Source organism: Neiella litorisoli (genome assembly GCF_014773395.1).
GTDB lineage: Bacteria > Pseudomonadota > Gammaproteobacteria > Enterobacterales > Neiellaceae > Neiella > Neiella litorisoli.
Map to the genome: position 1 here is coordinate 80,916 of NZ_JACXAF010000014.1, position 26,048 is coordinate 106,963.

Below are 26,048 nucleotides of genomic sequence, written 5' to 3' on the forward strand. Positions count from 1 at the left end.
CGTTATTTCTTAACTTGTTTAGTCTTTATCACCTCTGAAAAAGTAAGGTTAGTAACCGCCATGCAATTAAACGGACTCACCAGTCCTTTAACGGACCAACAATTAAGCCTGCTTCAACAGGCTCTGGCTGGCATGTCACCGCTGCAAATTAGCTGGGTCAGTGGCTATTTAGCTGCGCTGAGCCAAACCGGCGCCGGCACAGGCGATGCGCCTGCCGCTGCCGCACCTGCTGCTGACAGTGCCACGCTCACTATTCTGTACGGATCGCAAACGGGTAATGCCGAAGGTGTTGCTAAACAGCTGAAGGAAAAAGCAGATGCCGCTGGTGTCCCTGCTGATGTCTTTAGCATGGGCGATTACAAACCAAATAAACTGAAGAACGAAAAGCTGCTAGCTATCGTCGCGTCAACTCACGGTGAAGGCGAGCCGCCGGATGATGCCGAAGAGCTGCACGGTTTCTTGGTTGGTAAAAAAGCACCAAAACTTGATGGTGCTCGTTATTCAGTGCTGGGTCTTGGTGACTCAAGCTATGAATTTTTCTGCCAGACCGGTAAAGATTTTGATGAGCGCTTAGGTAAGCTCGGCGCAGAATCCTTCGTGCCACGTGTTGATTGTGACGTTGATTACGATGACGCGGTTGCCGAGTGGATCGACAAAGTCGTCGCCGAAGCCAAATCGCTGACCAGTGTTGCCGCGGCACCTGTTGCGGCTGCAACTGCCGCTGCGCCTGCAGCGAGCCAGTACAACAAAAAGAACCCATTCGCCGCTAGTTTGCTGACCAACCAGAAGATCACCGGTCGTGATTCAATCAAAGACATCCGTCATATTGAAATCGATCTGGAAGGCTCTGGTTTGCAGTATCAGCCAGGTGATGCCCTTGGTGTTTGGTTCCAGAACGATGAAGCTTTAGTTGATGAGCTATTAGCGCTGGTGAAAGTCGACGGCAACGCTGAAGTTGATGGCAAATCAGTACGCCAAGCGCTGATTGAAGACTATGAGCTAACGCTGAGTTATCCGGGCTTTATCAAAGCGGTGGCCGAAGCGACTGGCGAAAAATCGTTAACGGATTTAGCCGCCGATGCCAGTAAATTGCGTGATTACATCGCCGATCGCCAGATCATCGATATTGTTCGCGATTACCCCCTTGAGTTAACCGTCGAGCAGCTAATCGGCGCCCTGCGCAAGATGGCGCCGCGGTTGTACTCAATTGCCTCAAGCCAAGCCGAAGTGGATGAAGAAGTGCACCTGACTGTTGGTGTGGTTCGTTATGACGCTCACGGCAAAGAGCACATGGGCGGTGCCTCTGGTTTCTTGGCTGAGCGACTGGAAGAAGGCGGCGATGTCAAAGTATTTATCGAGCATAACAACAACTTCCGTTTGCCAGAAAACCCAGAAACACCAATCGTAATGATTGGCCCTGGCACTGGTGTTGCGCCATTCCGTGCCTTTATGCAGCAGCGTGAAGCGGACGGTATTGAAGGCAATAGCTGGATGTTCTTTGGCAACCCGCATTTCACTCAGGATTTCCTCTATCAGGTGGAATGGCAGTCTTATCTTAAGTCTGGCGTGTTAGCCCGCATGGATGTTGCCTGGTCGCGTGACCAAGCCGAGAAGGTTTATGTGCAGCATCGCATCGTCGAGCAAGGTGCCGAGCTGTACCAGTGGTTGGAAAAAGGCGCTCACGTTTATGTTTGTGGCGACGCCAACCACATGGCCAAAGATGTTCATCAGGCCCTGCAAACTGTCATCCAACAGCATGGCGGTAAATCAGAAGAAGACGCGCAGCAATATCTGACCGAACTGCGTAAAGCCAAGCGTTATCAACGGGATGTCTACTAATGAGCGACATTAACATCGAAGAGTTACAGGTTCAGGGTAAGCTGGCCGACAACGAGCGTTTGAAGCGTGAAAGTAATTTTTTGCGCGGTACTATTGCTGAAGAATTAACGGATCAAATCACCGGTGGTTTCAGCGCTGATAACTTTCAATTGATCCGCTTCCACGGCATGTATCAGCAGGATGACCGTGACATTCGTGCCGAGCGCGCCAAGCAAAAATTAGAGCCGCTGCATACGGTGATGCTGCGGGCGCGTTTGCCGGGCGGCATCATTCAGCCAAACCAGTGGTTGGGCATTGATAAATTTGCTGAAGAAAAAACCATTTATGGCAGCATTCGCTTAACCACACGGCAGACTTTCCAGTTCCACGGCGTGCTCAAGCGCAACATGAAGTTGATGCACCAGACGCTTAACGAGATGGGCATTGATTCCATTGCGACTGCCGGTGACGTCAACCGTAATGTGCTGTGTACGTCGAATCCGATTGAGTCACAAGTGCATGCCGAAGCCTATCAATGGGCAACCAAGATCTCCGAGCATTTGTTGCCAAAAACCAATGCCTACGCTGAGATTTGGTTAGATGGTGAAAAAGCGGTGTCAACGGAAGAGCCAATTTTGGGCTCAACTTACTTGCCGCGTAAGTTCAAAACCACGGTGGCTATTCCGCCGTTAAATGACGTCGATGTTCACGCCAATGATTTGAACTTTGTTGCCATTGCTGAAGACGGCAAACTGATTGGCTTTAACGTGCTGGTTGGTGGCGGTTTGGCAATGACCCATGGCGATACGGCAACCTACCCACGCAAAGCGACCGACTTTGGTTTTATTCCGCTTGAAGCAACCTTGGACGTTGCCGCCGCGGTTGTGACCACTCAGCGTGACTTGGGCAACCGAGTCAACCGTAAGAACGCCAAAACCAAATACACGTTGGAGCGTGTTGGTGTCGATGTGTTCAAAGCTGAGGTTGAATCCCGAGCTGGCATTAAGTTTGAAGACAGTCGTCCGTACGAATTTACTGAACGCGGCGATCGCTTCGGCTGGGTTGAAGGTATCGATGGTAAACATCACCTGACCTTGTTTATTGAAAACGGCCGAATTCTCGATTTTCCGAATAAGCCGCTGAAAACCGGGATGCGCAAGATTGCAGAAATTCACCAAGGTGATTTCCGCATGACCGCCAACCAAAATTTGGTGATCGCCGGTGTGCCTGCTGATCAAAAAGGTGCGATTGAGCAACTAGCCCGCGACCATGGCTTGCTCGACGACCACACCAGCAACCAGCGCAAGAGCTCAATGGCTTGTGTGGCGTTTCCAACCTGCCCGTTGGCGATGGCCGAAGCAGAACGTGTATTACCCGCTTTTGTTACTGATATTGAGGGAATTCTGGCCAAGCATGGCGCGCCAGAGGAGTCCATCATCACCCGTATCACCGGTTGTCCAAACGGCTGTGGCCGCGCCATGTTGGCGGAAATTGGTCTGGTGGGTAAAGGTCCGGGTAAATACAACTTGTATTTGGGCGGTACTCACAATGGCGAGCGCATTCCACGTCTGCACAAAGAAAACATCAGCGACAGCGAAATTCTCAGCATTATTGATGAGTTAGTGGGTCGTTGGTTGCAGGAACGCGATGGAGAAGAGCGCTTTGGTGATTTCGTTGTTCGTAGCGGCATCATTGCCCCTGTGATCGACTCAGCAAAGGACTTCCATGATGTTGGCGCACTCCCAGCTTAAATCGCTATCGGCGTTGTCGCCTGCTGCACAGCGTGCTGAACTGGCCTCAATCAATGGTCACTTAGAATCGCTCAGTGCTCAGGAGAGAGTGGCTTGGGGCTTGGAGCACCTGCCGGGTGCTCAAGTGCTGTCGTCCAGCTTTGGTATTCAGTCGGCGGTGTTGTTGCACATGTTAGTGCAGCAGCAGCCTGATATTCCGGTGATCTTGGTCGATACCGGTTATCTGTTCACTGAAACGTACCAATTCATTGATGAGTTGCAGCAGCGCCTTAACCTAAATTTGCAGATTTATCGCAATCCGATTAGTCCCGCATGGCAAGAAGCTCGCTACGGCCGTTTGTGGGAAGAAGGTGTTGAAGGCATCGACAAATACAATCGGATGAACAAGGTTGAGCCAATGCAGCGTGCGCTTGATGAGCTTAACGTTGGCACTTGGTATTCAGGGTTGCGTCGCAGTCAATCGAGTACTCGTAGCGAGCTGCCAGTGGTCGATACCGTCAAAGGTCGCTTCAAAATGCTGCCGATTATTGATTGGAGCAACAAAGACGTCCATTACTACCTGAAAGAGCATGGCTTGCCGTACCACCCATTGTGGGACAAAGGCTACGTTTCGGTGGGCGATGCCCACACCAGCCGACCGTTGGAGGCGGGCATGACCGAAGAAGAAACGCGTTTCTTTGGCCTTAAGCGCGAGTGTGGTCTGCACGAATCGAATGTCGACGGGGACGGTATTTAATGAGCCACTCCCAGCTATTAAATATTCCCGGACACTTGCTGTCAGCGCCAACCGCCGCGATTTCGCTGGTTGGTGCTGGTCCCGGCGATGTCGGCTTGCTGACCATCAACGCCTTGCTGCGCATTCAGCAGGCCGAAATCGTGCTGTACGATTATCTGGTGTCCGAGCAAATTTTGTCGCTGTTGCCAAGCCATTGCCAACGCTACTGTGTTGGCAAACGAGCCGGCCAACACAGCATGACCCAAGATGCGATTAATCAGTTGTTGTTGAAAGTTGCCGCGACTGGCCAGCGGGTAGTGCGCTTAAAAGGCGGCGATCCGTTTATCTTCGGCCGTGGTGCGGAAGAGATGCAGGTGTTGCTGGATAATGGCCATCACGTTGAGGTCATTCCGGGGATCACCGCGGCTTCTGGTTGTGCCGCTTACGCCGGCATCCCCTTGACCCATCGTGATGTCGCCCAGAGTGCGACTGTCGTGACTGGTTACTGTAAAGCCGAAGGCAAGTCACCAGACTGGGCGCAAATGGCTGTGACTAATAGCACCGTGGTGGTTTACATGGGGTTGTTTAAAGCCGCGCAAATTGCCGCAGAGCTGATCAAGCATGGTCGCGCCGCGAGCACGCCCGTTGCCATTATTGAGAAAGGCTGCACACCAGAGCAGCGCGTTGTTGAGTGTCAGCTCGATAACTTGGCCGACACCATTGCCTCGCAAGCAATTCAGTCGCCGGCTTTGTTGGTTATTGGTGATGTGGTGGCGATGCGCTTACAGCAGCCGTTAGCAACAGAGCACGTTGCCTGACCGCGCGCTAACGAGCAAACCATTCAACTCTGGAACTGGCCCTCAAGAAATATTGGTAATTGTCGATACAAGCGTTATAAGTAGTTTTTATCGTTTGTTCAGATGGTTCATTGCGCTATGGCTAGGTCAGTTCCTTATTTTCTCAAAGCAGTCGCACTCAGCGCGGCGTTATCTGTATCCGCAGCGCAAGCGGATTCCATCTTATCGGCGGTACAAATCTATTCTCAGGATGATCTGCTGGAGCTGATCAACAACAACGAGCACCTCAAACGCGTCCGCGACGATGACTGTCAGTTGGTCGAAGATATCAAAGCCCGTGCCGAAAAAATGAAAGTGCCAGCCTATCAGTTTCTCTACGGTGATATGTTGCTCTACGGGGTATGCATTGAGCGCGATGCTGAGCTGGGCATGTTGTATATCGAAATGTCGGCAAAGCAAGGCTTGCCTGCCGGTTTAGAGCAGCTGGGCCGCTATTATGCACAGGGCAAATTTGTTCGACCGAACAAAGTACGAGCGGCAGAATACCTCTACACCGCGTCATCCACCGGCCATGTTAAAGCGCAAATGCAATTGGTTGAATTGTATCTGCAAGGCTATGGCGATCCGTCCGCCTATTACGATGTTTATCATTGGCTGCACAACGCTGTGATTGCCGATCAACAGCAACAACAACGCGCCAGCGAGCTATTAGCGCAACTGGCCAATAAAATGCCAGCAGAGTTAGTAAAACAGGCGCAAGGACCGCTAGAGCGTTAATTTGCGTGTATTTTCTTCGTTGCTCAATCGCTCCATAAGGTATACTCAGGGCTATCAGGCCTAATCGACGAGCCAGCGTGAGTAAATCCAAACACTATCAAGATCCGCATCAGGATCGAGAAGCTAAAAAATACGACCGACCCATTGCCTCTCGGGAATTGATTTTGCAACTGCTGCAGGATCAACCCGAACCTCTCAATCGATCACAAATCGAAAAGCACTTAGGGCTCCATGATGAGGAGCAACAAGAAGCGTTGCGGCGCCGCCTGCGCGCCATGGAACGTGATGGTCAGTTAGTGTTTACTCGCAGTAAATGTTACGCCTTACCTGAAAAGATGGGCGTGATTAGCGCAACTGTCATTGGCCACCGTGATGGCCATGGTTTTGCCCGTCCCGACGAGGGCGGCTCGGATTACTTTATTCCACCGCGGCAGATGCTGGCCGTGTTACACGGCGACAAAGTGCTGATCTTACCGACCAAGCATGATCGCAAAGGGCGAATGGAATGTCGCATTGTGCGCTTATTGGAAGATGCCAAGCGCAGTATTGTCGGCCGCTATTTTGTTGAAAAAGGCACTGGCTTTGTAGTGCCTGATGATAATCGCCTCAACCAAGACATCGTCATCCCTAAAGACGATAGCAAGGGCGCCCGTCAAGGGCATGTGGTGGTTGTGGAATTAGTGCAGCGCCCGAATCAACGCCAGCATGCCATTGGCAAAGTTACCGAAATTCTCGGTGAACACATGGCGCCTGGGATGGAAATCGAAACCGCTATTCGACGCCACGAAATCCCTCACAAGTGGCCCAAAGCGGTCACGCGCGCAGTCAAAGGCATTCCTGAGGAAGTCCCTGAAAAAGACAAACACGGCAATGGTCGGGTTGATTTACGTCATTTACCTTTGGTGACCATCGACGGTGAAGATGCCCGTGACTTTGACGATGCTGTTTACTGTGAACGCAAGCGCAGCGGTGGTTGGCGCTTGTGGGTAGCCATTGCCGATGTCAGCTATTATGTCCGCCCCGGCAACGCGTTGGATGATGAGGCGGTTAACCGTGCTACCTCGGTGTATTTCCCACAGCAAGTGATCCCCATGCTGCCAGAGCAGCTTTCCAATGGTTTGTGCTCATTAAATCCAGAAGTGGATCGCTTGTGTATGGTCTGCGAAATGACCGTCAGCGAGCGCGGAGCGCTGTCAGGCTATAAATTTTATCCGGCAGTAATGGAATCCAAAGCCCGCTTAACCTACACCAAAGTGGCGGCAATTTTAGATGGCGATGCCGAGCTGATTGAGCGCTATCAGCCTTTGGTTGGCCATATTACCCAACTGCATCATCTCTATCAGGCGTTGCATGCCGCTCGAGTTGAGCGCGGCGCGTTGGGGCTTGAAACGGTCGAAACCAAGTTTATCTTCAACGCGTTTCGTAAGATTGACCACATCGTTCCAGTGGTCCGTAATGACGCCCATAAGATCATCGAAGAGTGCATGATCCTAGCGAATGTCTCGGCGGCAAAATATGTTGAGAAGCACAAAGCAGCGTCGCTGTTCCGTGTCCATGATTCGCCGGGTGAAGAGCGTCTGACTAACTTCCGCAATTTCCTCGGTGAGCTCGGACTGCACCTTGGTGGCGAAATGGAACCCACGCCAAAACACTATGCGGATTTACTTGAGCGAGCAGCCGATCGACCGGACGCTGAGCTCATTCAAACCATGTTGCTGCGTTCGATGCGGCAAGCGGTTTACGACGCAGAGAATATTGGTCACTTTGGCTTGGCATTGAAATCTTATGCTCATTTCACCTCGCCAATTCGCCGATACCCAGATTTGCTGTTGCATCGCACCATTAAATACCTGATTGCCAAAGAGCACGGCGAAGTGCCTGATCGTTGGACGCCGATTGGTGGTTATCATTACTTCGATGAGGACATGGACTATTTTGGTCCGCACTGTTCGATGGCCGAGCGCCGTGCTGATGAAGCCACGCGCGATGTTGATAGCTGGCTCAAGTGCGAGTACATGCAAGATCATGTTGGTGATGAATTCAGCGGCGTGATTGCCTCGGTGACCAGCTTTGGTTTCTTTGTTCGCTTGGATGAGCTGCACATTGATGGTTTAGTGCATATCTCCAGCTTGCAAAATGACTACTACAATTTTGATGGTGCCCGTCAGCGCCTTGTCGGTAACGCCTCCGGTAAAAGTTACCGGATTGGCGATGTGGTCGAAGTGCAGGTGGCGGCGGTGAACCTTGATGACAAGATGATTGATTTTGTCCTTGCAGGTCAGACGGCAGGGCGTAAAGGCAACAAATCTAAAGGCAAGTCGAAAGCGAGTTCGAAAAAAGGTTCCGGCGGCAAAGGCGTCTGGAATGATACTGGGATTGCCAAACCTAAACCGGGATCAGCCCGAGCGGCAGTGTCCGCGGCCGGTGCCGCACTGGCAAAAAGTAAAAAATCGAAAGGGCCGAAAGGCAAGTCTAAAGCAAAAGGCAAAGGCGCAAGCGCCGCCAAAAAACGCAAGAAAAAGTAATACATGAGTCAACTTGAATCAGTGTTCGGCATCCATGCCGTGCGCGCAATTTTAGATGCAGCACCGCTGCGTGTGGTCGAACTATGGTGTCTCAAAGGGCGTGATGATGACGCCTTTCAGGCCATGGTTGGACTAGCTCGTCAGCATGGTGTCAGCATTCAATTCGTTCCTCGAAAAACCTTGGATGATCGCGCTAAAGGTGAAAATCACCAAGGGGTACTGGCCCGCATTAAGCCCGCCAAGATCGCCAATGAATCCGATCTTGACGCCATTTTGGCGGCCAATGATCAGCCGCTGCTATTGCTACTTGATGGTGTTACCGATCCCCACAACTTAGGCGCTTGTCTGCGAACGGCCGATGCCGCTGGTGTTGATGCGGTCATCGTGCCGAAAGATAAATCTGCGAGTTTGAATCCAACGGTGAGAAAAGTGGCCTGTGGTGCGGCAGAAACCGTACCTTTAGTACAGGTCACAAATTTGGCCCGCACCATGCGCTTCTTGCAGGAGCAAGGCGTGTGGTTGGTGGGCACTGCAGGGGAAGCGGAGCAAAGCCTGTTTGATTGCAAGCTGCGCGGACCAATGGGCTTGGTTATGGGAGCTGAGGGCAAGGGCATGCGCCGACTGACCCGAGAAAACTGTGACGAGTTGGTGAAGCTGCCAATGGCCGGAGCAGTGAGTAGTTTAAATGTGTCGGTGGCTACCGGCATTTGTTTGTATGAAGTCGTGCGTCAACGGCTAGGAGCATAAGCATGAGTGAATACTCAGAACAACAAATTACAGAATGGGGACAACAAAACGAAGAGCAGCGTTTTGATTTGTTCCTTGGATTAGCCGTTAAGCACAAACAAGTTTGGGCTCTCTCCGATGAGCAAGGTTGTTTGATCGTTGACAGTGACGGCGAGCAATTGTTGCCGGTATGGCCGCTGGAAGTCTTTGCTAAGGCTGCTTCCGTTGAAGAATGGCAGGGCTTGGAGCCACTTGCTATTTCGCTCGACGACTGGGAGCAAAAGTGGCTGCCGGGAATGGAAAACGATGTGATTGATGTCGCTGTGTTCCCTGATCTGGAAGGCAATAGTGAAGTGATTGCTGCCGAAGAGTTGGCGGTTCATCTGAAGCTACAAAAGAAAAAAGCACCCATTGTTTGAGTGCTTTCGCCACGTTTGAAAAACCGCCTGACGGCGGTTTTTTTATGCCGCTGGCAGAGCAATATGCGCTCGGCCGTACTTTACGTCCAAGGTTAAGACGAAGTGTTTGAGTACGTCATAGCCGATGATGCCTTGAACTTTTCTACTGCGCCCTAATCGGTCCATGGTACCGTTTGGACGCATTAAATTGATTTTGCTTCCCTTGCTCGGTACCAATGTTGGTACGTCCGAAAGTTCAAACGGCCCAAACTGTATGCTCGGTAAAACAAACTCTTGCATCACTGATGTTTTATTTACGCCAGAGTACTCAACATCCGACAGCTCAAATCGATCGAGCCAGTCATTGTGTTCAGCAATTCCTCGTTTAATGATGACGCCACCATTATTACCGGTATCGAGTAACAGCCAAGCGTCTTCTTCGTTATTCATTGACACTTTAACGATAGGAAGTTTAGAGCCCTTGTTCGAACGGGTGTCTAGGTTGGCGACTGACTTGAGATCAACGTGCTCTCGGGTCATTAGTCTCATTCGACTATTTGGATAGTCGAATTGCACGATAAAGCGCTCTAAAAAGGAGTGACCCAGTATGATTTGGTTTTCTGGAGGCCCGATGCTCAGTAGTGCTAACTGATCAAGCTCTGCATCCGTTGAAAACACATGAGCTTGAATATTGTTAACCAATGACGTGCGCTGCTCGCCAAAGGCGCCATCCATAATTATGGGCATACCTTTGTCGACCTCTAGATCGTATTTAGTTATGAATGCGCGATTAATCGCATTGGTGTTGGCGCCAGAGTCAATAATGGCGTAGCCGTCGATACCGGCAATTTTGCATGGCAAGCGAATATGGCCACTGTCGCGGCTGAACTCGATCCATTCGGTAATGGCGGCGGTTGATGACAGACTAACGAAGGCTAAACCAAGGGCGAGTATATTGCGGAGGTATTTCATCGCATGAATTCCTGTTCATATTGGTGAACATCATCCGTGATGCGTCGTTTCGAATTCTAGGAGGTGACGTTGGCGTCGTCCAGTGTTGCTTTTATAGTTCGTGACTGCGATAGGGTTGAATATGGGCGTTGCGAAGCAAGATTGTCGATGACTGACGCGGCTCAGCCTTGGGCCGATGATCAGCCAGCAGTTGCATCGCATTGGGCTTAGTCATCATTTCCCAGAAATGAGTGGTGACAAAATTAATGGCGTGGGATTCCGCATTGAGCAATACCACCACACCAATGTCGAGCTGCGGCGCGTAAGCCAGATCGGCGCGAAAACCGGCAACCCAACCACCGTGGTACACCAAATCAGTGCCAGCAAAATCGTACAGTCGCCAGCCGAGTCCATACTCAGCGCGTTTGAGATATTTGCGCCATTGACGTCGTTTTAAATCGCGCCGAGTGGTGACATTGGCCTGTTGCATGTCGGCTAGTACCGCTGGCGCTAATACGTCTGGCTTATGGCCTAATTGCGCGATTAACCATTTGCTCATGTCATTGATGCTGGCATTGACACCGGCTGCGGCGGGAAAGTTGTAGTAGTCACGCTTGGGCTTTTTCGGGTACCAGCCGCGCTTTAATTTCAGGTGGCCAGTTGCATGGTTGGGATTGCTAATAAATGCATCGCGGCCGAGGCTGGCGTTTTTCATCCCCAACGGCGCGAAAATTTCCTGCTGCATCAGTGCTTCATAGGAAAGAGGGTTGGTTTGCTCAATCACTTGCTCGATCATGCTATAGAGCACGTTCTGGTAGCCATAACACTGGCCGGGCTTACACAGCGGTTTGAGTTTTTTAAATTGCGGCAATATTTTTGGCAGTGACTGACCCGCTTCAATCAAGTTGTCATAAGCATTGGGCACCAAGCCACTGGTGTGGCTCAGTAAATTTCGGACTTGCAACTTCTCAGCATGGCCGGTCGTTTTAAATTGCAGCTCCGGCACATAGTTGAGTACAGGATCGGACCAACTAAATGCACCGGCGTGTTCCTGCTTGGCGGCCAAGGTGGCAGCAAATGTTTTTGACACCGAAGCAAGGCGAAAGGTGGTGTGAATATCAATTGGCGCCGAGCTGCGTTGTTTTCGAACGCCATATGGCCGCAGGCGAAGCACCTGATCGCCATAAACGATGGCGTAAGCGCCGCCGGGCACTTTGTGTTTTTTCATCTGAGCCAGAAAGTAGTCGTCGAACTGTTGCAATAGCTGATCCACGGATTCAGCTTTTTTGCTCGCAGCAACAGCGGCTACAGGCACTGCCAGTAGCAACAATAGCAACAATGATCGAACCATTCGACTAAGCAACATCATTAAGACGAATAACACCTTCTGAAAAAAGTCGCGCTAGGTTAACAAATTTGAATCAAATTCGGGAGTTGCAATATTCCATCACAGCTGTTGCGGTCGCTGCTTGCTTTCTGTACACTACGCGCCCTTAAATCAGTCAAACTAACTTTAGTTCCTTGCTTCTATGTGGTGTGACTGAGCCTAACGAAGCTAATAATCCGTAAGGAGCAAACATGCGTCATTACGAAATCGTATTTATGGTTCATCCAGATCAGAGCGAACAGGTTCCTGGTATGGTTGAGCGTTACACCGGCCTTATCGAAGCCGATGGTGGTAAAGTTCACCGTCTGGAAGACTGGGGCCGCCGTCAACTGGCTTACCCAATCAACAAGCTGCACAAAGCTCACTACGTGTTGCTGAACGTTGAAGCTAACCAAGCTGTAATCGATGAGTTGGAAACTACTTTCCGCTACAACGATGCTGTGATCCGTAATGTGATCATGCGTACTAAAGATGCTGTAACTGAGCCTTCGCCAATGGCGAAAGCAAAAGAAGAGCGTGCCTCTCGTGAAGAGCGTGCTCCTCGTGAAGAGCGTCCTGCCAAAACTGAAGAAGCACCGGCTGCAGAAGCTAGCGCAGAAGAGTAATGGCCGATAACTGGCTGGTGTTGAGCGGCGTTATTAGCCGAGCACCGCAGCACAGTGTAAGCCCCGCAGGGATTCAACATTGCCACTTCTCGCTCGACCATGAGTCGGAGCAACAAGAAGCCAACAGACCGCGCCGAGCGTGGTGTCGGATTCAAGTGGTGGCAAGTGGTGAAGAACTGCAGACGCAAACAGCGTCTTTGACAACGGCAATGCAAGTAAGAGTAAGCGGCTTTTTAAGCCAGCAAAAAACCACCAACGGCTTAACGCGCTTGGTGTTGCATGCCAGAAGCATTGAACAGATTAACTAGGAGATAGCCTCATGGCTCGTTTTTTCCGTCGTCGTAAATTTTGCCGCTTCACAGCGGATGGCGTAACCGAGATCGATTACAAAGATATTGCTACTTTGAAAAGCTACATCACTGAAAGTGGCAAAATCGTACCAAGCCGTATCACTGGTACCAGTGCTAAGTATCAGCGTCAGCTGGCTCGTGCTATCAAGCGCGCTCGCTACCTGGCTCTGTTGCCATACACTGATGGCCACAAGTAAGCCCTGCTAATTAGGAGAGATTAAAATGCAAGTTATCCTACTTGATAAAATCGCTAACCTGGGCAGCCTGGGTGATGAAGTAACCGTTAAAGCTGGTTACGCTCGTAACTTCCTGCTGCCTCAAGGCAAAGCAGTAGTTGCTAACAAAGAAAACGTTGCTTTGTTTGAAACGCGTCGTGCAGAACTGGAAGCAAAACTGGCTGACGAGCTAGCTGCTGCCGAAGCACGCGCTGCCAAACTGGCAGAGCTGGAAAGCGTTGTGATCACCTCTAAAGCTGGTGATGAAGGCAAGCTGTTCGGTTCTATCGGTACTCGTGACCTGGCCGACGCCATCACCGCTGCAGGTGTTGAAGTTGCTAAGTCTGAAGTGCGTTTGCCTTTGGGCACATTGCGTAACCTGGGTGAGTACGACATCGACGTACAAGTTCACTCAGACGTTACAGCAACTGTTAAAGTTGTGATTGAAGCTGAAGAGTAATCTTCTGCTTCGCTCCTTCACTGGATCTCGAGCGTAAAGAAAACACCGCCACATGGCGGTGTTTTTTATGTCCAAGGATGGACGGTATGCCGCGGGCATGTTATTACACTTTGTGATAGGACGCAGCCTGAAACTCGGGCAGCTGTTCGACGGTGGCTGAATAGCGCGACAGCAAAGGAAATTGCTCAGGGTCGATGACACCTGGAATCATGTGCTGGGTGAAATACCAAGCGCAGGCCACGGTGATACCCGTTTGCCGAATATCATCGCTGCGTTTCGCTAAATTACTTTTCGATAGCTCTTGTTCTAGCAGCTGATAGCAGTGCTGTAATTGCCCTTGCACCCGTTCAATCCAAGGTTGATGTTGTTTGTCCTCTGGCCGAAGTTGCTGTTCGTAAACCAATTGAACGCTTTTCTCACATGCAGTGAGGGCCAGACCAACGATATGCAGTGCCAGTTGATATTCTGAAATGCCATGGGGCATTAAGCTTCTACTGTTGCCCGCAATGGCTTCTAAATAGTTCAAAATGAGATTAGAGTCGGTCAGCAGGCGGCCATTGTTACAGATCAGCGTGGGCGCTTTGACCGTAGGGCTAATGCGTTGAAATTCCTCAAAATCACGAAATACTGACAGCGACTGATGTTCGAATTCAATGTTCAATAATTGCATTGAAATAGCGACCCGCCTGACATATGGCGAATCGAGCATACCAATGAGTTTCATGTGTTACTCCATTCTTTAAAAAGCGGTATCTATCTGACTAATCGCCGATGAATCAGTAATGTCCATTAACTTGTTTGTGGTGCCGCCGGTTTCATGACCTTGGCAAACATGGCGAGTAGCGCCTGATGATAGGCCTCGTGTTTGATATTTCCGATCAACGGTGCTAATTCGTCGCCAACAGGGGTAAAACGGTAGTAGCGCAGTTTCAATTTGTCTACTGCTGGGGTGAAGCGGTGAAGCTCGCCGGTTAGCCGGATCTGGTATTCCTGCTTGGGTGCCAACGGGCTGGTTTCCAGATCGCTACTAAACAGCAAGCCATGTTCCATCAACCAAAGGATACTTGAGTAAGGCAAGCCGAATTGATTCAAGCTCAATGACTCCGAGCGATTGTCGGAAAAGAATCCCCATGTTTCATAGTGGTAGCCAAAAATAATTTTGCAGGAGCGATCGCCCGGTGTGCGGCTATGCAGCGCAACGGCCTGCTGAAATAGCTGGGCGTCTTTGCGGGTCATCTCGCTTAATGTTTGCAGACTGCGGATGCTAAAACTGCCGGCATGACAGGACTCTTTGGCAAAGATGCTGGCCCACAATGCTTGCATGTCACTATTGGAGCTTTTTTCCGCCAACGATAAAAAACAGTCGAGCCAGTCGGCATCTAGCGGGTGATCGGTGGCCGCCTTTTCAATCAGACGCAAGCCCTTAGCTAATATCGCCTCTAGATTTTTTTGGTATTGCAACTGACGCTGCTGAAGACGCGTATCGAGCCGTTTTTCCAGCGTTGTTCCGGTGACAGATAACGTCACTCCAGCTTGTTGCAAGGCGGCTTTGGCACCAGCAATTGCACTGTTTTTTTGTTGTTCTGAAGCCATGCTGTTCCCTTGCTGCTCAATCGCATCTCAGCATGACGAATGATTGCTAAGGGCGCAAGTGGTGAGGTGGTAAGTTGGTATGATTGTCAAACCAAAGAACACTTTTTATCAACAGGCTCTAGAGCCTGTTGATCTTTGGTGTATGAATTTTGTTCGTTCAAAATGCTCTAGAATAAAGTATCTGAACTTATCAAAACTCCGAAGGTGTCTCGATGCGTAGTCTGTTATTGATCAGTTGCCTGCTATTTTGCGCCGCTGCCGTAGCTGGCAAAATTGTGGTCAGAAAAAGTTCGGATCCCGAGTTTGATGTCTGGGCGTTAAAGCAGGAATTAATCGAACAAAACGCCTGGAACGAAGCATTACGCCAGCAGCAAATACTCAACTGGGTTTACTCAATTCCGCCCGGCTGCCTGTTGTATCGCACGCCGTATCATTATTACGCCTGTAACAATCAATATTGGCGACCGTATGCCCACCAAGGGCAACAGCTCTACATCGAAATAGACCCGCCCAAGCAGCGTCCATAGCGACTAATTCATCTTTCTTTTCGGTTAGTTACAGGAAAAATTTGCAGTTATTGCCTACCCTGTTGGGAGTAGGTTTTCACAGGACTGTGTCTTACATGCGTTTGTCGACGGACTCTTTTCAAAGCCGCATTGTTTTTTGGATCGCTTTTCCCATTTTGTTGATTGTGGTGATACTCGATGGTATCGAAATATACCTTGAACATCAGCGCCTCAATAAGCAACAGCAAAGCCACCTTGAAGCCATTACGGAAGATGCGGCGCGTCAGCTCAATGATCAATTCCAGCTGGCGCGGCTAACCACCAAAGCGGTGGTGCGATTTCTCGAACTTCAGGGTACTGAAATCACTGAAGAGCGGATCGATCAGTTACTGTATTGGCAATTGCAGCACAACGAGCTGATTTACGGTTCGGCCATTGCCTTTACGCCCAATCGATTGCCCGGCCGAACCCTTTATAGCCCTTATGTCTATCGTGGCGACAATGGCCAAACTAAGCGAATCGACATCGCGATTGATGGCTATGACTATCGTGATGGTAGCCATGACTGGTGGACACTGCCGGTGCAGATGGAGCGTGATACTTGGGTCCGGCCCTATTTTGATGAGGGGGCGGGCAATGCTTTGATGACCACGTTCAGCGCGCCTTTTTATTGGCAAGGCGAAGTGGCAGGCGTCGTCACTGCCGATGTTGCTCTGAACTCTTTGTCGGCACGTTTGACCCAGCATCATGAGCAACTGCTGATCGTTAATCGTGAAGGGGAGATCTTCCACAGAGACGAAGAACTGCAATTTTCCGGTGACAAATTAGGGCAATTGCTGGAACGCGATAGTGCCGCTATTGCCGTTGCCAATGGCATGCTCAAAGGCGAGTCTGGCTTTGAGTCAGTTGAGATCAACGGCGCGGGCTACTTGATGGCCTATGCACCTGTTGAGGCGATTGATTGGCTGGTGGTGATGACAACGCCAGAACAGGCCTTCTTTGCCGTTGCTAATCAGCGTCTGTGGCAAGATTTGCTGGAAGTTATCCTACTCGGATTGATGACGATTGTGCTGGGTGTCTTGATTAGCCGCCGCCTGACGCGGCCACTGGTGCAATTGCAGGACACGATTAACGAAGTCGCTACCGGTAATTTGACCACTGCGCTGGATGTGGCTGGCCCACGGGAAGTGAAAGCGGTAGTGCGCAGCGTCAGTAACATGGCTAAATCACTGCGCCTGAAAGACCAAGCGATTCGAACAGAGCGGGCCGAGCGATTTGCTGAGCTGATTGATTCTTTGGGGTATCGGGCCATTTATGTGGCATTGGATCAAGCTGGCAAAGTCATTCAAGTTAGCCAATCGGTTGAGCTGATTCTTGGCATAGCGCCATCTGAATTCGCCAATAACTTACTCCAGCGGGTCGCCGACCAAGCGAGCAATGAAGCCCATCTGCATCACTTACAACTGTTATTGCAAGGGCAATCAGTGGATGACACTGAGCAGCAGGTGACATTGCAGCATCGCAATGGCAACAGTGTTCGATTTGATGTCGCCATGCACGGTTGCCATGACAGCAATAACGCGGTCGCGGTGGAGTTACTGTATACCGATGTCACCGAAAAATTATCAACATCAGAGTGGTATCAGGCGGTTATTGAAACCTCGCCTGATGCCCTGCTATTGGTGAATGAGCAAGGTGATATTACTTACGCCAATAGCCAGAGTTGCCGCCTGTTTGGTTATCAGTCAGAGGAATTAGTGGGCGAAAAAGTGGAAGTGCTGATCCCCGAGCGTTTTCGCCATCATCATCCGCAGCAGCGCGGCGGCTTTTTTCAACATCCAGTCACTCGAGAAATGGGAGAGGGGTTGGAGTTGTTTGCAGTGTGCAAGTCCGGTCAGGAATTTCCGGTGGAAGTGAAACTGAGTTTGTTGCCGCTGACCCAGAAAAAAGAGCGAGTGGCCGTCGCCATCTTGCGTGATGTCACCGAAAAGCGTCAAGCCAAGCAGCGTTTAGAACAGAGCGAACAACGATTCCGAACCATGGTTGCCAACGTACCGGGGGTGATTTATCGCTGCCTGCTCGATGAGCATTGGACCATGCAATACATCAGCGACCACATTGAGGATATCTCCGGCTATCCGGCCAGTGATTTTGTCAATAATGCCAAACGCACCTTTGCCAGCATTATTCACCCAGAGGACAGTCCGTTTGTTGAACTGGAAGTTGAAGACAAAATTAGCCGGCGCGAGCCTTATTCGGTGCAATATCGGATCCTTGACCATAATGGTGTCGAGCGTTGGATCTATGAAAAAGGTCGAGCCCTGTTTGAAGGGGATAAAGCGGTCTATCTCGATGGCGCGATGAATGAAATCACTGAGCAGAAACTAGCACAACGTAAGCTCAGAGAGTCGCAGCAGCTGCTTTCCAATATCACCAATTCATTGCCCGGTACTGTGTTCCAGCTGCGAGAAACGGACGAGGGCAAATATCAGTTTACCTTTGTCAGTATTGGCAGCCTGAGTACCCTTGGCTTGCCGCAAGAACAGTTGATGAAGGGCTTTAACGCCTTTACCAGCATGTTGGCTGCAGACGACCACAATAGTTTGTTGCTGTCGCTGTCTGAAAGTAAGAGTTACCGGCGCCCTATTTCGTTGAAGATCCAGGTCACCTCGCCCAATGGCCAACGGATTTGGGTGGAATGGACTGCGATGCCGATTTTCCGCGACGGCGAGGCGGCGGAGTGGAACGGCTACATCCAGAATATTAGTGAAAGGGTGCGAGCAGATGAAGCTCGAGCCCACAGTGAAGCGCACTTCAAAGCGCTATTCAGCAACGCCGGCATCGGCATGACCAACATGGACCGTCGCGGCAACTTAATCAATTGCAACGAACGGTTTAGCGAGTTCACAGGCTACGGTGCCGAGCAACTGAAGCAAATGCACTTGTTAGAGCTGATCCACCCATCTCAGCACAGTGAATGTAGCGGCTTGATTAAGTCGTTATTGGCCGGCGAGCGGGAGCGAGTCGATGCCCAGTTGCAGTTTGTTACGCTAGAAAACGAAGTGCGTTGGGGTGATATGAGTGTCACTACCTTACCGGCTGAAGATGCCAGTGATGCCGTTGCTGTGATGACCGTCGATGACATTACCGAGCAGAAGCTGCTAGCCGAGCAATTGAAGCAAGCCACCGAAGAAGCACATTCGGCAAATCAGGCCAAAAGCGAATTCCTAGCCAACATGAGCCATGAAATTCGAACGCCGATGAACGCCATTATTGGCATGTCGCACCTGTGCTTGCAGACTGACTTAAATGCCAAGCAGCACAACTACGTGCGCAAGATTGATAATGCCGCAACGGCGCTACTCAATATCATCAACGATATTCTGGATTTCTCCAAAATCGAAGCGGGCAAGTTGGAGCTTGAGATCATCGACTTCAAGCTGGAGGACGTGCTGGAGCGCCTCAGCGATATGTTTGGTCCGCAAGCACAAGATAAAAATATCGAAATCATGTTTGAGGTGGCCAATGAAGTGCCCAGCGCCATGCGTGGCGATCCGCTTCGTCTTGGACAAATCCTCACTAATCTATTTAGTAATGCTCTGAAGTTCACCAAGCACGGTGAAATCATGCTGAAAGTGGCGTTTCTAGCGACCAATGAAGGCAAGCACCAGCTCAAATTTACAGTCCGAGATACCGGTATTGGCATGTCGCCAGAGCAAACCAACAAACTCTTTCAGAGTTTTAGTCAGGCAGATAGCTCCACCACTCGTAAATATGGCGGCACCGGCTTAGGGCTCGCGATTTGTCGTCGTCTGTGTCATCTGATGGGCGGCGAGATTTGGGTGGAAAGTCAGCTTGGACGCGGCAGTGACTTTATCTTTACCGCCAACTTTGATGAGTCGGATGGTGTGATGCAACGTAGTCAGCCGAGCCAGCAACTACTCAACAAGCGTATTTTGTTGGTTGATGACAATGCCCATACGCTCGAGGTACTCGAAGCCCTTCTGAATAATTTCGGCTTTCAGGTGATCTGTGCCAGCAGCGGCCAAGAAGCGCTTGATCAGTATCAGCAAACGGATATCGATTTGGTGTTGCTAGATTGGCAAATGCCGGGCATGGACGGGGTTCAAGTGGCAGAGCGCATTTTGGCGATGGATACCGAGCAACCGGCTCGCATCATTATGATCACCGCCTATGGCAATGATGAACTTGATGACCGTTTGCGGGCCTTGAAACTTCATACGGTACTGCATAAACCCATTAGTCCGTCATCACTATTGGACGGCATTATGGAAGCTTTTGGCGAGCGTCTTGACGAGCCGGGACAGGCGAAAGATCGCAGCAATATCGTTGTTGATCCTGAAGTGCTGGCTAGTAAATCGATTTTGCTGGCTGAAGATAACGTGGTGAACCAAGAAGTGGCACTGGAAATTCTGGCGGAGCTAGGCTTTACCAATGTCACGGCCGTTGATAACGGCTTATTAGCGTTAGAGGCGCTTGAAGTTGGCGACTATGACTTGGTGCTGATGGACTGCCAAATGCCGGTATTGGATGGCTATGAAGCCACTCGGCAAATTCGCAAGCGTGACTACTGGCAAAAACTACCGGTTTTGGCGATGACGGCCAATGCCATGGCTGGCGATCGGGAAAAGTGCCTAGAGGCGGGCATGGATGATCACATCACTAAGCCTATCGATGTCGGCCAATTACAAAATGCCTTGCTCCATTGGTTACAAATCTCCGGTACTGCCGGACCGCGAACCGCCGAGCAGAGTAGCTGGCCGTCACATCCCGAATTAAATGTTGATTTGGCGCTACAGCGAGTTCAGGGCAGCGTCAAAATATATCGCAAATTGCTGCTACGCTTTGTCGAGCATCATGCCGGTTTTGCTAATGAATTTAAGAACTTAATTGACCGTAAACAACTGGCAGAAGCAGAGCGGTTTGCTCATACCTTTAAAGGCTTGAGTGGCAGCATTGGTTGTGAAGCATTGCAGCAATTGGCCGCGGAGCTGGAACAGCTTGTAGCGAACGACCCGCAAGCCGCGGCTGACGCTATTGCGCCAATCGCCTCGTTGACCACTAGTGTCTGTCAGGCCATTGCCAGCTGGCAGCAAGAACAGATCGCACAGGATGCGCCAACACTATCTATAGCAACAACAACGGCAGTGCCGCCGCAAGCCGAATTGCAGCGTTTGCTCGTGCTGTTGGCAGACAGCGATGCCGATGCGGTTGATATGGCGGAGAACTTAGCCGAGCAATATCCGAATTCGGGTTGGCGCGAGTTAATTGAGCTTATCCATAGTTACGATTTTGAAGCGGCAGAGCAGCTGCTCAAGGACACATTTCAGTTGGCAGTTGATGAGTGAATCTGACTGCTAATGATGAAAGCCAGGAGAAAGGCATGAGTGAAGTGACAAAGCAGACCGTATTAGTGGTCGATGACACGCCAGAAAACCTTGACGTTCTCGCGGGTATTCTGAAAAAAATTACAAGATTCGTGTTGCAACCAACGGAATGAAGGCGCTTAAGCTTGCCGACAATGCATCTCCACCAGATATTATCCTGCTCGATATTATGATGCCTGAAATGGACGGCTACGAAGTTTGCCAGGAATTGAAAAAGAACCCCAGAACAGCGCGTATTCCGGTCATTTTCGTCACCGCTAAAGGTGATGTCGCGGATGAAACACGTGGCTTCGAGCTGGGGGCTGTCGATTACATTACCAAGCCGGTTAGTCCGCCTCTGGTACTGGCGCGAGTGAAAACTCATCTGGCGCTATATGATCAAGAACGTTATCTCGATGCATTGGTGGCTGAGCGTACCAAAGCCCTTGAGAGTACTCGGCTGCAGATCATTCGTCGCTTGGGTCGGGCTGCTGAGTTTAAGGATAATGAAACGGGTATGCATGTTGTTCGCATGAGTCACTATTCCCGTATCATTGCCGAAGCCATGGGCATGCCAGAAGACTATTGTGATCTGATATTGCAAAGTGCACCAATGCACGACATTGGTAAAATTGGCATTCCGGACAGCATTTTATTGAAACCTGGTCGGCTCACTGATGAAGAGTGGGTGACCATGCGAAAACACCCTGAGATTGGTTCGTTGATCATTGGTGACCATGATTCAGAATTGCTGAAAATGGCCAAGATTATTGCCCAGAATCATCATGAAAAATTCGACGGCAGTGGCTATCCCAACGGCCTTGCTGGAACTGATATTCCCATTGAAGCACGGATTGTTGCCATTGCGGATGTGTTCGATGCCTTGACCACCGAGCGGCCTTACAAAAAAGCATGGACGGTCGAAAAAGCGGTCAGCGTGATCCAGCAAGATGCCGGCTCTCACTTTGATCCAGAGCTGGTTGAGATCTTCGTACAGGAGCTACCTAAGGTATTAGAGATCAAAGAAAAATATGCTGAGACAGTGGAGTCCATTGATGATCAGCTTGAGCGGGTCGTGATCACCGAAGGCAACTAGCACCATTTGTTGGATGCATCGGATCACCCGTACTGCAAACAAAAAAGCCAACCTCGCGGTTGGCTTTTGGCATTCTTGGGCAAGCTTGGCTAATTAAGCGTCAGCTTGATAGCGCTTGGCGCTTTCCAGAATTTCTTGGCGAGCAGCTGCGGCATCTGCCCAGTTCTCAACCTTAACCCACTTACCAGGCTCCAGCGCTTTGTAGTTTTCAAAGAAGTGCTGGATTTGGTTTTTCAGCAGATCAGAGACGTCATCAATGTCTTTGATGTCATCGTAATCTTTGCTCATCTTGGTGTGTGGTACGGCGATGATCTTGGCATCTTCACCCGACTCATCGGTCATGTTCAACACGCCAACTGGGCGGCAGCGGATCACTGAACCTGGCAGCAATGGATGCGGCGTCGGAACCAACACATCAACCGGATCGCCGTCTAAAGACAAGGTTTTGTTCACGTAGCCATAGTTGGCTGGGTAGAACATTGGCGCAGTCATCAGGCGATCAACAAAAATAGCGCCTGTGTCTTTGTCTACTTCATATTTGATTGGGTCAGCGTTGGCTGGGATCTCAATGATGACATAGATGTCATCAGGCAGCTCTTTGCCAGCAGGTACGTCATTCAGACTCATGTGTGGCTTCCTTCACGTCAAAGTTGGATCAGTTTTCGTCGCAGCATTATAGCCGCGACGACTCTGAATACCAGCCAACTGATGCCAAAAGCGACAGATTAATCGGCGTACTCGCTCATAAACTCTTCAGCTTTGCGGATCATGTCAGGCGATCCAACAAAGAAAGGTTCGCGCTGGTGCAGTTCGGTAGGCTCAATGTCCATGATCCGGCGGCTACCATCAGAAGCAATCCCGCCAGCTTGCTCGGCGATAAAGGCAATCGGGTTACACTCATACAGCAGGCGCAGCTTACCTTTCGGGGCCGACTCGGTTGTTGGGTAAATATAGATGCCACCTTTGAGCAGGTTGCGGTGGAAGTCTGATACCAATGAACCGATATAACGAGAGGTATAAGGGCGATTGGTCTCGGCATCGCGTTCCTGGCAATACTTAATGTATTTTTTCACGCCGTTAGGGAATTTGATGTAGTTTCCTTCGTTAATCGAATAGATGTTACCGGTTTCTGGCATTCGTAAATTTGGATGCGATAAGGCAAATACACCCAGAGTCGGATCGTAGGTAAAACCGTTAACGCCATTACCTGTGGTGTACACCAACATGGTTGATGAGCCGTAAATGACATAACCGGCAGCAACTTGATTGTGGCCTGGTTGCAGGAAGTCGGCAGCGGTGACTGGGGTGCCGGCTGGCGTGACTCGACGGAAAATCGAGAAAATGGTGCCCACAGAAACGTTCACATCGATGTTTGATGAGCCGTCGAGAGGGTCCATCAGCACCACGTATTTGGCATTTTTGCTGCGCTCATCATCAAAGATAACAAACTCATCTTCTTCTTCTGAGGCGATGCCACAAACTTCACCGCGAGCACTTAATGCTGCTTTGAATTTGTCGTTGGCAAATACATCTAACTTTTGCTGGGCTTCACCCTGAACATTTTCGATACCTGCAGCGCCGATAATATCGGGCGATAGGCCGGCTCGATTGATTTCACGGTTAACGATTTTTGCGGCTAATCGAATGGCGCTGATCAGCGAAGAAAGTTCGCCGGTTGCATGGGGGAATGCGTGTTGTTGCTGAACAATGAACTCGCCCAGCGTAGTCATGCCTGCCATAGCTGACATCTCCTTGTTAGTGTAAAGGTTATTCATGCCACAGGCTGAATTTTTTTTACAGTTAAAATGAAAAAAAATTACACATTTTGGCCGTTTGTTGAACGGGTGCTCGAATTTGAGCGGTTTGCCGCTTGGTCAGCCGGGCTTGTTTCGGTGTTGTTGTCTGCGGTGCTTTGTTAAACTACAGCGTTATCCGTTAGATGTGGCGCCGTTGCGCTGCGATTTCATGAGTTTTCTTCACTATGCACCTGCATATTCTTGGTATCTGTGGCACGTTTATGGGCGGAGTCGCGGCGCTGGCCAAGGCGCTGGGACACAAAGTGACTGGCTCCGATGCCAATGTCTACCCGCCAATGTCGACCCAGCTCGAAGCGCTGGGGATTGAACTAACCCAAGGCTATGATCCTGAGCAGCTCAATCCTAAGCCCGATCTGGTGGTGATTGGTAATGCCATGTCACGGGGAAACCCTGCCGTTGAGGCCGTTCTTGAGCAACGTATTCCGTTTATGTCTGGGCCGGAGTGGCTGCATCGTTATTTGTTGCAAGACCGCTGGGTGCTGGCTGTTGCTGGCACCCATGGTAAAACCACCACATCGAGCATGTTGGCGTGGATTTTAGACTACGCCGGAATGGCGCCGGGCTTCTTGATTGGCGGCATTCCACAGAACTTCGGTGTTTCTGCTCGGTTGGGAGAAACGCCGTTTTTCGTGGTAGAAGCAGATGAATATGATTCGGCGTTTTTTGATAAGCGCTCCAAGTTTGTTCATTACCACCCGCGCACCTTGATACTCAACAACCTCGAATTTGACCATGCCGACATCTTTGATGATTTAGCGGCCATCGAGCGTCAATTTCATCATTTGATTCGCACCGTGCCGGGCCAAGGGCGCATCCTCTACCCGAGCAACGAGCCAGCGTTAAGCCGAGTGTTGGAGCAAGGCTGTTGGAGCGAAACCGAAACGGTGGGCGAAGCCCAAGACTGGCAATATCGCTTAGAGCAAGCTGATGGCTCGGCATTCAGCGTGGCTTATCAGGGGCAATGGTTTCCGCCATTGAAGTGGGATCTGCTCGGAGAACACAACGTCAGCAATGCGGTGATGGCTATTGCCGCGGCTCGTCATGTTGGTGTTACGCCGGAAGTGAGCTTGGCGGCGTTAGCGAACTATGTAAACACCAAGCGTCGTCTAGAGTTGCGCGGTGAAGTGGCCGGTATCCGAGTGTACGATGATTTCGCCCATCACCCCACTGCAATTAAGACCACGGTTGCTGGCTTGGCGAATCATATTGATGATGGCCGTTTGATTGCGGTATTGGAGCCTCGCTCAAACACCATGAAAATGGGCGTTCATCAGCAAACACTGGCGGCTAGCCTGCAGCAGGCTGACGTTGTTGCTTTATTCCAGCCGCCTGGGATCGAATGGTCGGTTGATGCCGTACTAGCTGAGCAAAAGCAAGGTTTGGTTGCTGATGATGTTGACGCGCTGGTGGCGCAACTTGTGGCACTGGCTAAGCCTAGCGATCACTTGCTGGTGATGAGCAATGGTGGCTTTGGTGGCATTCATGGCAAGTTACTGGCGGCACTAGAGGAACGATTCGGATGAGTTTTGATGGTCAAGTTACCGTCGCCTTGACTGGCGCATCGGGGGCACCTTATGCACTGCGTTTGCTGCAGTGTTTGCTGGCTGCTAATCGGCAAGTGTTTGTGTTGATGTCGAGCGCTGCCAGAGTGGTTCTGGCAACCGAAAACGATTTAAAAATCCCCGCCGCTCCGGATCTCGCAAGTCAATTTCTCACTGACTATTTTTCGGCAAAACCAGAGCAGCTTCAGGTGTTTGGCAGAGAGCAGTGGTTTTCGCCGGTGGCGTCAGGCTCGGCTGCGCCCAAGCAAATGGTGGTGTGCCCTTGTTCAACCGGTTCGTTGGCGGCGATTGCCACCGGCATGAGTGACAACCTTATTGAACGAGCCGCCGATGTGGTGATTAAAGAGCGCGGCCAGCTTATTTTAGTGCCTCGCGAGACGCCGTTTTCCGCCATTCATCTGGAGCACATGTTGTCGTTGGCTAAACTTGGCGTGACCATCATGCCAGCAGCGCCGGGCTTTTATCAGCAGCCGCAGTCGATTGACGATTTGGTCGACTTTATTGTCGCAAGGCTGCTCGACCATTTACAGATCCCGCAAGACCTGATGCCGCGGTGGGGCTATCAACACGGCTGATGCCTGCGTCTCGCGAACAAATTTAAGGCTTAACAAG

At 50.6% G+C, this 26,048-nt stretch carries 22 protein-coding genes and 1 pseudogene; 17 read left to right on the forward strand and 6 right to left on the reverse strand.

What is annotated here, in order from left to right; all coding sequences use genetic code 11:
• Positions 1-60 precede the first annotated feature (60 nt).
• From IC617_RS11660 to IC617_RS11695, 8 genes are all read left to right on the forward strand, one after another.
• Positions 61-1,839: an assimilatory sulfite reductase (NADPH) flavoprotein subunit gene (locus tag IC617_RS11660; RefSeq protein ID WP_191145161.1), complete on the forward strand. Its 1,779-nt coding sequence runs from the start codon at positions 61-63 to the stop codon at positions 1,837-1,839.
• Positions 1,839-3,569 carry an assimilatory sulfite reductase (NADPH) hemoprotein subunit gene (cysI, locus tag IC617_RS11665; protein WP_191145162.1) on the forward strand — a complete coding sequence of 577 codons (1,731 nt, stop codon included), beginning with the start codon at positions 1,839-1,841 and terminating at the stop codon, positions 3,567-3,569. The genes IC617_RS11660 and cysI overlap by 1 nt, the downstream gene beginning before the upstream one ends.
• Positions 3,544-4,305: a phosphoadenylyl-sulfate reductase gene (locus tag IC617_RS11670; protein ID WP_191145163.1), complete on the forward strand. Its 762-nt coding sequence runs from the start codon at positions 3,544-3,546 to the stop codon at positions 4,303-4,305. The genes cysI and IC617_RS11670 overlap by 26 nt, the downstream gene beginning before the upstream one ends.
• Positions 4,305-5,102 carry a uroporphyrinogen-III C-methyltransferase gene (cobA, locus tag IC617_RS11675; RefSeq protein ID WP_191145164.1) on the forward strand — a complete coding sequence of 266 codons (798 nt, stop codon included), beginning with the start codon at positions 4,305-4,307 and terminating at the stop codon, positions 5,100-5,102. Before IC617_RS11670 ends, cobA begins: the two co-directional genes overlap by 1 nt.
• A gap of 117 nt (positions 5,103-5,219) precedes the next feature.
• The gene (locus IC617_RS11680; RefSeq protein ID WP_191145165.1) at positions 5,220-5,858 is read left to right on the forward strand and encodes a tetratricopeptide repeat protein; all 639 of its coding nucleotides are present in this window, start codon (positions 5,220-5,222) and stop codon (positions 5,856-5,858) included.
• Between the two features lie 77 nt (positions 5,859-5,935).
• Complete coding sequence (rnr, locus tag IC617_RS11685) at positions 5,936-8,383, forward strand: ribonuclease R (RefSeq protein WP_191145166.1); 2,448 nt, start codon at positions 5,936-5,938, stop codon at positions 8,381-8,383.
• 3 nt (positions 8,384-8,386) lie between these two features.
• Complete coding sequence (gene rlmB, locus IC617_RS11690; protein WP_191145167.1) at positions 8,387-9,130, forward strand: 23S rRNA (guanosine(2251)-2'-O)-methyltransferase RlmB; 744 nt, start codon at positions 8,387-8,389, stop codon at positions 9,128-9,130.
• Between the two features lie 2 nt (positions 9,131-9,132).
• A complete protein-coding gene (locus tag IC617_RS11695) occupies positions 9,133-9,528 on the forward strand; it encodes a DUF2750 domain-containing protein (protein WP_191145168.1) in 396 nt (131 codons plus the stop codon).
• A gap of 42 nt (positions 9,529-9,570) precedes the next feature.
• Here the strand turns inward: IC617_RS11695 and IC617_RS11700 are convergent, their stop codons facing one another.
• Both IC617_RS11700 and IC617_RS11705 read right to left on the reverse strand, forming a co-directional pair.
• Complete coding sequence (locus tag IC617_RS11700; RefSeq protein ID WP_191145169.1) at positions 9,571-10,479, reverse strand: pepsin/retropepsin-like aspartic protease family protein; 909 nt, start codon at positions 10,477-10,479, stop codon at positions 9,571-9,573.
• 91 nt (positions 10,480-10,570) lie between these two features.
• A complete protein-coding gene (locus IC617_RS11705; protein ID WP_191145170.1) occupies positions 10,571-11,809 on the reverse strand; it encodes a serine hydrolase domain-containing protein in 1,239 nt (412 codons plus the stop codon).
• A gap of 227 nt (positions 11,810-12,036) precedes the next feature.
• Between IC617_RS11705 and rpsF the strand changes: the two genes are divergently transcribed.
• From rpsF to rplI, 4 genes are read left to right on the forward strand one after another with little or no spacing between them, the layout of a single operon-like run.
• The gene (rpsF, locus tag IC617_RS11710) at positions 12,037-12,450 is read left to right on the forward strand and encodes a 30S ribosomal protein S6 (RefSeq protein ID WP_191145171.1); all 414 of its coding nucleotides are present in this window, start codon (positions 12,037-12,039) and stop codon (positions 12,448-12,450) included.
• A complete protein-coding gene (gene priB / locus IC617_RS11715; protein WP_191145172.1) occupies positions 12,450-12,758 on the forward strand; it encodes a primosomal replication protein N in 309 nt (102 codons plus the stop codon). The genes rpsF and priB overlap by 1 nt, the downstream gene beginning before the upstream one ends.
• 11 nt (positions 12,759-12,769) lie before the next feature.
• Positions 12,770-12,997: a 30S ribosomal protein S18 gene (rpsR, locus tag IC617_RS11720; protein WP_087506435.1), complete on the forward strand. Its 228-nt coding sequence runs from the start codon at positions 12,770-12,772 to the stop codon at positions 12,995-12,997.
• A gap of 25 nt (positions 12,998-13,022) precedes the next feature.
• Positions 13,023-13,475: a 50S ribosomal protein L9 gene (gene rplI, locus IC617_RS11725; RefSeq protein WP_191145173.1), complete on the forward strand. Its 453-nt coding sequence runs from the start codon at positions 13,023-13,025 to the stop codon at positions 13,473-13,475.
• A gap of 103 nt (positions 13,476-13,578) precedes the next feature.
• Here the strand turns inward: rplI and IC617_RS11730 are convergent, their stop codons facing one another.
• Positions 13,579-14,199, reverse strand: coding sequence for a glutathione S-transferase (locus IC617_RS11730; RefSeq protein ID WP_191145174.1), 621 nt, complete (start codon positions 14,197-14,199; stop codon positions 13,579-13,581).
• Between the two features lie 65 nt (positions 14,200-14,264).
• Entirely contained in the window at positions 14,265-15,068 is an 804-nt protein-coding gene (locus IC617_RS11735) for a TIGR03899 family protein (RefSeq protein ID WP_191145175.1), read from the reverse strand.
• Positions 15,069-15,280: 212 nt separating this feature from the next.
• Here IC617_RS11735 and IC617_RS11740 point away from each other — a divergent pair, with 212 nt between their 5' ends.
• The 3 genes and pseudogenes from IC617_RS11740 (at position 15,281) to IC617_RS11750 (ending at position 22,057) form a co-directional block, all read left to right on the forward strand.
• Positions 15,281-15,595: a hypothetical protein gene (locus tag IC617_RS11740; protein ID WP_191145176.1), complete on the forward strand. Its 315-nt coding sequence runs from the start codon at positions 15,281-15,283 to the stop codon at positions 15,593-15,595.
• Between the two features lie 95 nt (positions 15,596-15,690).
• On the forward strand, positions 15,691-20,943 hold the full coding sequence (locus IC617_RS11745; RefSeq protein WP_191145177.1) for a PAS domain S-box protein: 5,253 nt from the start codon (positions 15,691-15,693) through the stop codon (positions 20,941-20,943).
• Between the two features lie 44 nt (positions 20,944-20,987).
• Positions 20,988-22,057, forward strand: a pseudogene (locus IC617_RS11750) (HD domain-containing phosphohydrolase).
• A gap of 93 nt (positions 22,058-22,150) precedes the next feature.
• Here IC617_RS11750 and ppa read toward each other — a convergent pair.
• Together ppa and fbp are read right to left on the reverse strand one after the other, a co-directional pair.
• Positions 22,151-22,684: an inorganic diphosphatase gene (ppa, locus tag IC617_RS11755; protein WP_191145178.1), complete on the reverse strand. Its 534-nt coding sequence runs from the start codon at positions 22,682-22,684 to the stop codon at positions 22,151-22,153.
• Positions 22,685-22,782: 98 nt separating this feature from the next.
• Complete coding sequence (gene fbp, locus IC617_RS11760) at positions 22,783-23,787, reverse strand: class 1 fructose-bisphosphatase (RefSeq protein WP_224745963.1); 1,005 nt, start codon at positions 23,785-23,787, stop codon at positions 22,783-22,785.
• Between the two features lie 251 nt (positions 23,788-24,038).
• On the opposite strand from fbp, the gene mpl reads away from it, so the two are divergent.
• Complete coding sequence (gene mpl / locus IC617_RS11765) at positions 24,039-25,397, forward strand: UDP-N-acetylmuramate:L-alanyl-gamma-D-glutamyl-meso-diaminopimelate ligase (RefSeq protein WP_191145180.1); 1,359 nt, start codon at positions 24,039-24,041, stop codon at positions 25,395-25,397.
• Positions 25,394-26,011, forward strand: a complete 618-nt coding sequence (locus IC617_RS11770; RefSeq protein WP_191145181.1) for a flavin prenyltransferase UbiX — start codon at positions 25,394-25,396, stop codon at positions 26,009-26,011. Before mpl ends, IC617_RS11770 begins: the two co-directional genes overlap by 4 nt.
• Positions 26,012-26,048 lie beyond the last annotated feature (37 nt).